Origin of the sequence: Halomonas sp., assembly GCF_031581305.1 — a bacterium.
Lineage (GTDB): Bacteria > Pseudomonadota > Gammaproteobacteria > Pseudomonadales > Halomonadaceae > Halomonas.
Genome location: NZ_JAVLBC010000117.1, coordinates 1 through 10,116, shown reverse-complemented (window position 1 = coordinate 10,116; position 10,116 = coordinate 1). Strand labels below are relative to the sequence as shown.

General features: G+C 66.9%; 11 protein-coding genes. 7 read left to right on the top strand and 4 right to left on the bottom strand.

The window, feature by feature from the left end:
* Positions 1 to 100: 100 nt before the first annotated feature.
* Positions 101 to 1,300, bottom strand: coding sequence for a tyrosine--tRNA ligase (gene tyrS / locus RI841_RS10775; protein ID WP_310705600.1), 1,200 nt, complete (start codon positions 1,298 to 1,300; stop codon positions 101 to 103).
* A 113-nt stretch (positions 1,301 to 1,413) separates the two neighbouring features.
* Between tyrS and RI841_RS10770 the strand changes: the two genes are divergently transcribed.
* The gene (locus RI841_RS10770; protein ID WP_310705599.1) at positions 1,414 to 2,544 is read left to right on the top strand and encodes an anhydro-N-acetylmuramic acid kinase; all 1,131 of its coding nucleotides are present in this window, start codon (positions 1,414 to 1,416) and stop codon (positions 2,542 to 2,544) included.
* Between the two features lie 13 nt (positions 2,545 to 2,557).
* On the opposite strand, the gene RI841_RS10765 is transcribed toward RI841_RS10770, so the two are convergent.
* Both RI841_RS10765 and RI841_RS10760 read right to left on the bottom strand, forming a co-directional pair.
* Positions 2,558 to 3,700 (bottom strand): PilT/PilU family type 4a pilus ATPase, encoded by a 1,143-nt coding sequence (locus RI841_RS10765; protein WP_310705597.1) that lies wholly within the window; start codon positions 3,698 to 3,700, stop codon positions 2,558 to 2,560.
* Positions 3,701 to 3,922: 222 nt separating this feature from the next.
* Positions 3,923 to 4,957, bottom strand: a complete 1,035-nt coding sequence (locus RI841_RS10760) for a type IV pilus twitching motility protein PilT (RefSeq protein ID WP_310705596.1) — start codon at positions 4,955 to 4,957, stop codon at positions 3,923 to 3,925.
* Between the two features lie 63 nt (positions 4,958 to 5,020).
* On the opposite strand from RI841_RS10760, the gene RI841_RS10755 reads away from it, so the two are divergent.
* From RI841_RS10755 to RI841_RS10730, 6 genes are all read left to right on the top strand, one after another.
* Positions 5,021 to 5,731: a YggS family pyridoxal phosphate-dependent enzyme gene (locus RI841_RS10755; RefSeq protein ID WP_310705595.1), complete on the top strand. Its 711-nt coding sequence runs from the start codon at positions 5,021 to 5,023 to the stop codon at positions 5,729 to 5,731.
* Between the two features lie 62 nt (positions 5,732 to 5,793).
* A complete protein-coding gene (proC, locus tag RI841_RS10750; RefSeq protein ID WP_310705594.1) occupies positions 5,794 to 6,618 on the top strand; it encodes a pyrroline-5-carboxylate reductase in 825 nt (274 codons plus the stop codon).
* A gap of 63 nt (positions 6,619 to 6,681) precedes the next feature.
* Positions 6,682 to 7,275 (top strand): YggT family protein, encoded by a 594-nt coding sequence (locus RI841_RS10745; protein ID WP_310705593.1) that lies wholly within the window; start codon positions 6,682 to 6,684, stop codon positions 7,273 to 7,275.
* 37 nt (positions 7,276 to 7,312) lie between these two features.
* Positions 7,313 to 8,470, top strand: a complete 1,158-nt coding sequence (locus RI841_RS10740) for a homoserine O-acetyltransferase (protein ID WP_310705592.1) — start codon at positions 7,313 to 7,315, stop codon at positions 8,468 to 8,470.
* Entirely contained in the window at positions 8,470 to 9,069 is a 600-nt protein-coding gene (metW, locus tag RI841_RS10735; RefSeq protein ID WP_310705601.1) for a methionine biosynthesis protein MetW, read from the top strand. Before RI841_RS10740 ends, metW begins: the two co-directional genes overlap by 1 nt.
* 47 nt (positions 9,070 to 9,116) lie before the next feature.
* Complete coding sequence (locus RI841_RS10730) at positions 9,117 to 9,569, top strand: DUF4426 domain-containing protein (protein WP_310705591.1); 453 nt, start codon at positions 9,117 to 9,119, stop codon at positions 9,567 to 9,569.
* A gap of 18 nt (positions 9,570 to 9,587) precedes the next feature.
* Here the strand turns inward: RI841_RS10730 and RI841_RS10725 are convergent.
* On the bottom strand, positions 9,588 to 10,116 hold a 529-nt coding region (locus tag RI841_RS10725), incomplete at its 5' end, for a DNA/RNA nuclease SfsA (RefSeq protein ID WP_310705590.1).

Sequence of the window (10,116 nt, the reverse complement as noted above, 5' to 3'; positions counted from 1 at the left end):
ACAGCCCCTCGTGACCACCGGCTGTGGACAAGATAGCCCGTGGGCAGAAACGACGACGCCCGCACAGGGCGGGCGTCGTTGGCGCGCCTGCCGAGAGGCGTCAGGCGAGGGTCACCCGGGCGTAGCGCTTCTTTCCTGCCTGGATCACATAGCTCTTCCCGGTCTCCAGCATATGGTCGCGCTGGACAACGTCGCCATCCACCTTGACCCGGCCATTGCCGAGCATGTCCTTGGCCTGGGCGCTGTTGTTGGCCAGCCCCGAGCGGTTCAGCACGGCGGCGATGGGCGCCTGGGCGCTGCCCTCGAAGTCGACCTCGACATCAGGCAGGTCCTCGGGCAGCTCCCCCTCGGCCAGCTGGTTGCCGGCGCTGCGGTGGGCATTGGCCGCCGCCGCCTCGCCGTGGTAGCGGCCGATCAGCTCGCGGGCGAGGATCATCTTGAGGTCCCGGGGGTTGGCACCGGCCTCGGCATCCCGCTTGAGCGCCTCGATCTCCTCATTGGGCTTGAGCGAGAGCAGCTCGAAATAGCGCCACATCAAGCTGTCAGGCATGGAGACCAGCTTGTTGAACATCGCCCCCGGCGCCTCGTCGACTCCGACATAGTTACCCAGCGACTTCGACATCTTCTGCACACCATCCAGGCCCTCGAGCAGCGGCATGGTGATCACGACCTGGGGCGCCTGGCCGAAGTGCTTCTGGATCTCGCGCCCCATCAGCAGGTTGAACTTCTGGTCGGTACCGCCAAGCTCCACGTCGGCCTCCAGCGCCACGGAGTCGTAGCCCTGCACCAGCGGGTAGAGGAACTCGTGGATGGAGATCGGCTGACCCGCACTATAGCGCTTGTCGAAATCGTCACGTTCGAGCATGCGCGCCACGGTGCTCTGACCAGCCAGCTCGATCATGTCGGCCGCACTCATGGCAGAGAACCACTCGGCATTGAAGCGCACCTCGGTCTTCTCGGGATCGAGGATCTTGAATACCTGCTCCTTGTAAGTCTGGGCGTTGGCCTTGACCTCCTCCTCGGTGAGCGGCTTACGCGTCACGTTCTTGCCGGTGGGGTCACCGATGCGGCCGGTAAAGTCGCCGATCAGGAAGATGATCTCGTGGCCCAGGTCCTGGAACTGACGCATCTTGGTCAGCAGGACGCTATGCCCCAGGTGCAGGTCCGGCGCGGTGGGGTCAAAGCCCGCCTTGATGCGCAACTTGTGCCCGGACTCCAACTTCTTGACCAGCTCCTCCTCGAGCAGGATCTCGTGGGTGCCGCGCTTCAGCAGCGCCAGGGCGCCAGCAACATCGGTCATTATCTCCTCTCCACTCAGCAGGCGGCCCGCGACACCGCGGGCACTCGGTAGTCGAATGGTCGGGGATGTTACCATGTCCCGCCATCCACGGTTGAGCCCGCCCAGGAGTCCCCATGAGTCTCTACATCGGCCTGATGTCAGGTACCAGCCTCGACGGCATCGACGCCGCCCTCGTCGAGATCCAGGAGGACAGTGCACCACGCCTGGTCGCCACCCATGACACACCGATGCCCGAAACGCTGCGCAACCTGCTGTGGCGACTCTGCCATGCCGACCGGATGACCTTTGCCGAACTGGCGGCCGCCGAGGACGCCTTCTGCCGCCTGCAGGCCGCTGCCGTCGAGGCACTGATCGCCTCGAGCGGGATGGAGAGGACGGCCATCTCGGCCATCGGCAGCCATGGCCAGACCATCGAGCACGCTCCTCGGGGCCATGATAGCGGCCCGGCCTATACGCTGCAGCTCGACAACCCCAGCCTGCTGGCCGAACTCACCGGTCGTCCGGTAGTGGGCGACTTCCGGCGTCGCGACCTGGCCGCTGGTGGCCAAGCCGCGCCCCTGGCCCCGGCCTTCCATGAGGCACTGTTCCGGGCGCACGGCGAATGGCGCCTGGTGCTCAATTTGGGCGGCTTCGCCAACCTGACCCTGCTGCCGCCCGTCGAAGACGAACGCCCACCGCTGGGCTTCGACACCGGCCCCGCCAATGCCCTGCTGGATGCCTGGCATGCTCGACACCGCGGGGGGCGCTTCGATGCCGGTGGCAACTGGGCAGCCTCGGGGCAGGTCAACGAGGGACTGCTGGAGCGCCTGCTGGTGGAGCCCTTCTTTCACCTGCCACCGCCGCGCAGCACGGGGCGGGAGCTCTTCCATCTGGACTGGCTGCAAGGGCATCTGCAGGGCGGGGAGGCGCCCCAAGACGTCCAGGCCACCCTGGCCGAGCTGACTGCCGCCAGCGTGGCCCTTGGCGTGGGCATGGCCAGAGAACGCCTCGAGGCACCACCGGCCGCGGTGCTGGTGCCCTGCGGTGGCGGCGCCCGCAACCCGGACCTGCTCTCTCGCCTGGCCCGCCGGCTGCCCGAGACGCCGCTGCTCCCCGGGGAGGACTGGGGCTGGCCCGCCGAGTGGCTGGAGGCCGGCGCCTTCGCCTGGCTGGCGTGGCGGCGGCTGGCCGGCCTGCCCGGCAACCTGCCCTCGGTAACCGGCGCCGCCGGCCCCCGCGTCTTGGGTGGGCTCTACGCCCCTTGAGCCGCGGGGCGCGCTAGAAGTCGTCCTCGCCGCGCAGCGAGAGGTGGCTGGCGGCCTCCTTGGCCCCGGCTACCCCTTCGCTGCCTTCGTCGCCGTACTTGATCATCATGCGCAGATCGTTGGCCGAGTCGGCATGCACCAGCGCCACCTCCTCGGTGATCTTGCCGGCCTTGAAGAGGTCGTAGAGCGCCTGGTCGAAGGTCTGCATGCCGAGATCCCGCGAGCGGGTCATGACGTTCTTGATCTCGCTGACCTCGCCCTTGCGTACCAGGTCGCCGATCAGCGGTGACTTGAGCATGATCTCGATGGCCGGGCAACGCCCGCCATCCACCGTAGGCAACAGCTGCTGGGCGACGATGGCCCGCAGGTTGAGCGAGAGGTCGAGCCACACCTGGGCATGTCGCTCAATGGGAAAGAAGTTGATGATACGATCCAGTGCCTGGTTGGCATTGTTGGCGTGCAGGGTCGCCAGGCAGAGGTGGCCGGTCTCGGCAAAGGTCAGGGCGTGCTCCATGGTCTCGCGGGTACGCACCTCGCCAATCAGGATCACGTCCGGTGCCTGGCGCAGGGTGTTCTTCAGCGCCACCTCGAAAGATTCGGTGTCGATGCCGACCTCGCGCTGATTGATGATCGCCTTGCGGTGCGGATGCACGTACTCGATGGGATCCTCGACGCTGATGATGTGGCCCCCCAAGGTTTCATTGCGCTGCTGGATCATCGACGCCAGAGTGGTCGACTTGCCGGTGCCAGTCCCCCCGACCACGAATACCAGGCCGCGCTTGTTATTGGCCAGATCGCCGAGCGTGGCGGGTAGCGAAAGATCCTCCAGATGAGGAATCTCGAAGCCGATGCGCCGGATCACCATGGCCATCTGGTTGCGCTGCTGGAAGGCACTGACGCGGAAGCGCCCCTTGCCCCGGAGGCTCAGCGCGAAGTTCGCCTCGTGCTCGACCCGGAAGCGCTCCCGCAACGTATCGGGAATCGAGGCACCGACCAGTTCAGTGACCTGTGCCACGCTGAGCCCCTGGTCGCCCAGGGGGGTGAGCTGGCCGGCCATCTTCAAGGTCGGTGGCGCATTCACGGAGATCAGGAGATCCGACGCCTCTTTCTGCACCATGATATCCAGCAGCTGGTAGAGCCATTCTGTTGCCGTCATGTCCCTGCTCCTTTTTTTGGTTCATCGCAGACTGGCGTGATAGTTCACCGCACGACACCGGCTGGCCACCCACCCCCTGTAGGCCCGGTAAGCGACAGCGCACCGGGCGTGGAATGGGTGCCTCCGCCGCGCCGGATGCGCCTTCGGCTTATCCGGCCTACGCGAAATTCCCATCGTTTTCACGCCGAATTGCGATGACCCTTTTTTTTGATTGTGTCTTCCTTAGCTGGCCAGCACGCCCTTCGCCTTCGACTGGGCCTCGTCGCGCGCCACCGTGTTGTCCGTCACCAGGCGCGCCAGCGAGGCATCCAGAGTCTGCATGCCCAGGTTGCCACCGGTCTGGATCGCCGAGTAGATCTGCGCCACCTTGTCCTCGCGGATCAGGTTACGCACCGCCGCGGTGGCCACGAGGATCTCGTGAGCCGCCACCCGGCCACCCCCCTGGCGCTTGAGCAGTGCCTGGGAGATCACTGCCTGCAATGACTCGGAGAGCATCGAGCGCACCATGGACTTCTCATCACCGGGAAAGACATCGATGATCCGGTCAATCGTCTTGGCCGCCGAGGTAGTGTGCAGGGTGCCGAACACCAGGTGGCCAGTCTCGGCCGCGGTCAGCGCCAGGCGGATGGTCTCCAGGTCGCGCAGTTCGCCGACCAGGATGATATCCGGGTCCTCGCGCAGGGCGCTGCGCAGCGCCGGGGCGAAGCCAAGGGTGTCGCGGTGCACCTCGCGCTGGTTGACCAGGCAGCGCTTGCTGCGATGGACGAACTCCACCGGGTCCTCGATGGTGAGGATATGCTCGAAGCGGTTGTCGTTGATGTAGTCGATCATCGCCGCCAGCGTGGTGCTCTTGCCCGAGCCGGTGGGGCCGGTCACCAGCACCAGGCCACGAGGCAGCATGGAGAGCTGGCGAAAGACCGTGCCCATGCCCAGGTCCTCCAGGGTCAGCACCTCGGTGGGAATGGTGCGGAACACCGCCCCGGCACCACGGGCCTGGTTGAAGACGTTGACACGGAAGCGCGAGACACCCGGCACCTCGAAGGAGAAGTCGGTCTCGAAGAACTCCTCGTAGTCGCGGCGCTGGCGGTCCGCCATGATGTCGTAGATCAGCTTGCGGACCTCGCGGTCCTCCATGGCCGGCACATTGAGCCGGCGAATGTCGCCATCGACGCGGATCATCGGCGGCAGGCCCGCCGATAGGTGGAGGTCCGAGGCCTTCTGTTTTGCCGAGAATGCCAGCAGTTCGGTAATATCCATGCGTTTCCCCTGCTCCCGGAATAAGGTTCCCTTCAATATGATCAGTATGACAGACACTCAGACATGACGGACCTGGTACTTTCCGAATCCCTGGCCGCGGCCCGTACCCGGCTCGCCGACGCGCTGAATGCAGCCGGCCGGCCCGCCGATGCCGCCCGGCTGCTGGCCGTCAGCAAGACCAAGCCCGCCGCTTTGATCCGCGAGGCCTGGCACCTCGGCCAGCGCGAGTTTGGCGAAAACTATGTCCAGGAAGCCCTGGACAAGCAGGCCGAGCTGGCGGAATTGGAACCCATCGTCTGGCATTTCATCGGTCCGCTGCAATCCAACAAGACCCGTGACGTGGCCGAGCACTTCGCCTGGGTGCATAGCGTAGACCGTGAGAAGATCGCCCGGCGTCTGAATGATCAACGCCCCGAAGCGCTCGGCCCGCTGGACATCTGCCTACAGGTCAACATCAGCGACGAGACGAGCAAGTCGGGCGTCTCGCTCGAGGCACTGCCCGCCTTGGCTGAGGCGGTTCAGGCGATGCCTCGCCTGCGCCTGCGCGGGCTGATGGCGATTCCCGCGCCGGCCGAGGGGCCAGAAGACGCCCAGCGCGCACCCTTCGCCCGCCTCCGCGAGGCCCTCGAGGCGCTCCGGGAGCGCTTCCCCGAGGCGCCACTGGACACCCTCTCGATGGGCATGACCGCCGACCTGGAGGTCGCGGTGCTCGAAGGTGCCACTCTGGTCCGCCTGGGCACCGCGATCTTCGGGGAGCGAAGCGCACGCGAGTGACAACCACCCTTCGCCGGTGCACCACGCCGGCCACATTCGTCGACCGACACAGGACTACCCCCATGGCCAGCAGAGTCACCTTCATCGGCGCCGGCAACATGGCCGGCGCCATCATCGGCGGGATGATCGACAGCGGCTTCGCGCCCGGCGACATCACGGCCACGTCGCCGAGCGACGATATCCTCGCCCCGCTGCACGACCGGCTGGGCATCCAGACCGCGACCGACAATGCCGCTGCGGTCGCCAAATCCGATGTAGTGGTGCTGGCGGTCAAGCCGCAGATCATGCGCGAGGTCTGCGAGAAGATGCGCGACGCCGTCCAGGCGCGCCGGCCGCTGATCGTCTCGGTAGCGGCGGGCCTGCCCGCCGAGACCCTGGAGCACTGGCTCGGCGGCGACTTGCCGCTGGTGCGCTGCATGCCCAACACCCCCGCACTGGTGGGTGCCGGGGCCGCCGGCCTCTACGCCAATGCCAACGTCAGCGACGAGCAGCGCCGGCTCGCCACCGAGCTGATGGAGGCCGTGGGCCTGGTGGAGTGGGTCGACGACGAGGCCCTGCTCGATGCGGTCACCGCCGTCTCGGGCAGCGCCCCCGCCTACTTCTTCCTGATGTTCGAGGCCATGGAAGACGCCGGTGCGACGCTGGGCCTGCCCGCGGACACCGCCCGGCGGCTGGCCATGCAGACTGCTCTGGGCGCGGCGAAGATGGCACTCTCGAGTGACAAGTCACCCGCCGAGCTCAAGCGCAACGTGATGTCGCCTGGCGGCACCACAGAGCGGGCCATCGAGCACCTCGAGGAGGCCGACCTGCGCCGCATCATGGCCGAAGCCATGAGCGCCTGTGCCGACCGCGCCCGCGAGATGGCCGACGAGCTCGGCCAGCGCTGACCCGACAGCCCGGCACGCACGCGGGCTGACACGACGACGTTTCAAGGACACGGAGGAGCCCCGATGGGCAGTCAACTGGGAAGTGCCGGCCTGCTGCTGGTGAACACCCTGATCAACATCTACATCTTCCTGCTGATGCTGCGCTTCCTGCTGCAGGCATCTCGGGCCGACTACTACAACCCCATCAGCCAGTCGGTGGTAAAGGTCACCCAGCCGGCGGTACGCCCCTTCCAGAGCTTCCTGGGGCCGGTGATGGGTCGCTTCGACCTGGCCACTCTGGCCACGGCTTTCGTCATCAAGGCAGTCGCCATCATCGTGATCCTGCAGATCGCCGGCTTCGGCATGGCGCCCATCGCCGGGGTGGCGATCGGTTCGCTGGCCGCCATCGCCAACGCCATCCTCAAGATCTACTTCTTCGCCCTGATCGTGATGATCATCCTCAGCTGGGTCGCGCCCCAGGCCAGCCATCCGGGTGCCCTGCTGGTGATGCAGCTGGTGGAGCCGATCATGGCGCCGGTGCGCAAGGTGATCCCGCCGCTGGGCATGATCGACCTCTCGCCCATCGTGGTGTTCATCGCCATCAGCCTGATCGATGGTATCGTGGTGGGCTCGCTGACCCGTGCCGCCGGCATCGCCGGTGCCCTGGTCGGCCTCTGAGGCCGGCCGACACTCACGACTGGACACGACACGACTGATGCCCGAGTTTCCCCGCGATTCGGTCGGCCTGGTGACGCCCGAGACGGCGCACTTCGACGACCCCCTGGCCCTGGCCTGCGGCAGGACGCTGCCGGCCTATGATCTGGTATACGAGACCTATGGCACCCTCAATGCCGAGTGCTCCAACGCCATCCTGATCTGCCATGCCCTCTCCGGTCACCACCATGCCGCGGGCTACCATGCAACGGACGAGCGCAAGCCGGGCTGGTGGAATGCGCATATCGGCCCCGGCAAGTCGATCGATACCGATCGCTTCTTCGTGGTCTCGCTGAACAACCTCGGTGGCTGCCATGGCAGTACCGGCCCCACCAGCGGGAATCCGGCGACAGGACGTCAGTGGGGCCCCGACTTCCCCATCATGACCGTGGAAGACTGGGTAAACAGCCAGGCGCGGCTGGCCGACCGGCTGGGCATCGAACGCTTCGCCGCGGTGATCGGCGGCAGCCTGGGGGGCATGCAGGTGCTGCAGTGGACCCTCGCCTACCCCGAGCGTATCGCCAATGCGGTGGTCATCGCGGCGACGCCGAAGCTGTCGGCACAGAACATCGCCTTCAACGAGGTGGCCCGCCAGGCGATCCGCTCCGACCGTGACTTCCACGACGGCTGGTACGCCGACCATGACACGGCGCCGCGCCGCGGCCTCAAGCTCGCCCGCATGGTGGGCCATATCACCTACCTCTCCGAAGATGCCATGGGCAGCAAGTTCGGCCGCGACCTGCGCAGCAACGACCTCAACTTCGGCTACGACGTGGAGTTCCAGGTGGAGTCCTACCTGCGCTACCAGGGCGACACCTTCTCCACCTCCTTCGATGCCAATACCTACCTGCTGATGACCAAGGCACTGGACTACTTCGATCCGGCCGCGGCCCACGGCGGCGACCTGGCCCGGGCCCTGGCACCCGCCGCCTGTCCCTTCCTGGTGGTGAGCTTCTCCACCGACTGGCGCTTCCCGCCATCGCGCTCCAAGGAACTGGTCAACGCCCTGATCCGCGCCGACAAGGCCGTCAGCTACGCCAACATCGACTCGCCGCATGGCCACGACGCCTTCCTGATGCCCGAGCCGCGCTATCAGGCGGTCTTCGCCGCCTTCATGAACCGCGTCGCCCGCGACCAGGGCCTGGAGGACCACCCATGATGCGCGCCGACCTCAAGCTGATTCACGACTGGGTCCCGCAGGGCGCGAGGGTGCTCGACCTGGGCTGCGGCGAAGGTACGCTGCTGGCGGCGCTGGCCCGCGACAAGCAGGTCACGGGCTACGGCCTGGAGATCGACCCCGACGGCATCACCGCCTGCCTGGCCAAGGGCGTCAACGTCATCGAGCAGAACCTCGACGAGGGGCTCGCCAACTTCGAGGACGACGCCTGCGACCTGGTGGTCATGACTCAGGCGCTGCAGGCGCTGCGCCGACCGGACCAGATGCTCGACGAGATGCTGCGCGTCGCCGGGGAGTGCATCATCACCTTCCCCAACTTCGCCTACTGGCGCCACCGCGCCTACCTGGGCTTCAAGGGCTACATGCCGGTGTCCCGATCGCTGCCCCATGCCTGGTACGACACGCCCAACATCCACCTGTCGACCTTCAACGACTTTGAACAACTCTGCCGCGACAAGGGTCTGAGCATTGTCGACCGGGCGGTGGGCATCGGTGACCACGAGGGGCACTGGACCTCGCGCTGGTGGCCCAACCTGTTTGGCGAGATTGCCATCTTCCGGGTCGCCCGCCACAGGGCGTGACGCCGAAGAGGCGCAGGCGATAGACAACGCAGTAGGGAGAACCGACGATGATCCGACACAGCCTGGCTGCCCTGGGCATGGGCCTGGCACTGCTGCTGACCCTGCCGGCCCAGGCACAGCAGTTCGAACAGGTGGGGGACTACCAGATCCACTACAGCGCCGTGAACACCAGCTTCCTGCCAGAAGAGGTGGCCCGGGAGCACGGCATCCAGCGCAGCCAGGTCATGGCCCTGCTCAACGTCAGCGTGATGGAGCAGCTCGAGGATGGCTCGACCCGCCCGGTCACGGCCTCGGTCGACGGGCGCATCGGCGGGCTCGACGGGGGCGACGCCTCGCCGCTTTCGTTCCGCAGCCTGCGTATCGGCGACACACCCTCCCAGGTGGCCGTATTCCGCATCCACGAAGACGAGCCGATGCGCTTCGACCTTCGCGTGCGCTACGATCGCAATGCCGCGCCCGCCGAGGTCAGCTTCATCCAGCGCTTCTATATCGACCGCTGAACCCGCGAGCCTCCCGGCTCAGTCGACGACCGCGGTCGGGTCCACCTCGCGGGAGAGTGAGACCGGCAACCGGCGCCCCAGGCGGATCGCCACCGGCACGCCGGCCTCGCGGATCACCTCGCAGCGCCGCGCCAGCACTTCCACGCCAAGGCCCGCCACCTCGCGCAGGTTCGCGGCATAAACCGGGTCCAGGTGGGCCGCAGGGGCCACGTCCTCGATGCCCTCATGGGCCACGCAGAAGAGCAGCACGGCGCGGTGCCCTCGGGCCGCGAGCGCGGCCAGCGCCTCGAGGTGCTTGCGGCCCCGCACGCTCACCGCGTCGGGGAAGTAACCGTGGCCGTCTGCCTCCCTGAGGGTCACCTGCTTGACCTCGACGAAGGCGCAGCCGCGCTCGGGATCGTCGAGGCGGAAGTCGAGTCTCGCTCTCTCTACCGCGACCTCGCGCCGGATCGCCGCATAGCCGGCCAGCTCCTCGACCCAGCCGCCGCGCAATGCTTCCTCGATGATGCGATTGGCCCGCCCGGTATGCACCGAGGCCGCCGCCGTG

Coding starts and splice junctions, on each gene's coding strand:
- RI841_RS10760 (WP_310705596.1), bottom strand. CDS start 4,957: ATGGATATTACCGAACTGCTGGCATTCTCGGCAAAACAGAAGGCCTCG.
- RI841_RS10755 (WP_310705595.1), top strand. CDS start 5,021: ATGACGGACCTGGTACTTTCCGAATCCCTGGCCGCGGCCCGTACCCGG.
- proC (WP_310705594.1), top strand. CDS start 5,794: ATGGCCAGCAGAGTCACCTTCATCGGCGCCGGCAACATGGCCGGCGCC.
- RI841_RS10770 (WP_310705599.1), top strand. CDS start 1,414: ATGAGTCTCTACATCGGCCTGATGTCAGGTACCAGCCTCGACGGCATC.
- metW (WP_310705601.1), top strand. CDS start 8,470: ATGCGCGCCGACCTCAAGCTGATTCACGACTGGGTCCCGCAGGGCGCG.
- RI841_RS10745 (WP_310705593.1), top strand. CDS start 6,682: ATGGGCAGTCAACTGGGAAGTGCCGGCCTGCTGCTGGTGAACACCCTG.
- tyrS (WP_310705600.1), bottom strand. CDS start 1,300: ATGACCGATGTTGCTGGCGCCCTGGCGCTGCTGAAGCGCGGCACCCAC.
- RI841_RS10765 (WP_310705597.1), bottom strand. CDS start 3,700: ATGACGGCAACAGAATGGCTCTACCAGCTGCTGGATATCATGGTGCAG.
- RI841_RS10740 (WP_310705592.1), top strand. CDS start 7,313: ATGCCCGAGTTTCCCCGCGATTCGGTCGGCCTGGTGACGCCCGAGACG.
- RI841_RS10730 (WP_310705591.1), top strand. CDS start 9,117: ATGATCCGACACAGCCTGGCTGCCCTGGGCATGGGCCTGGCACTGCTG.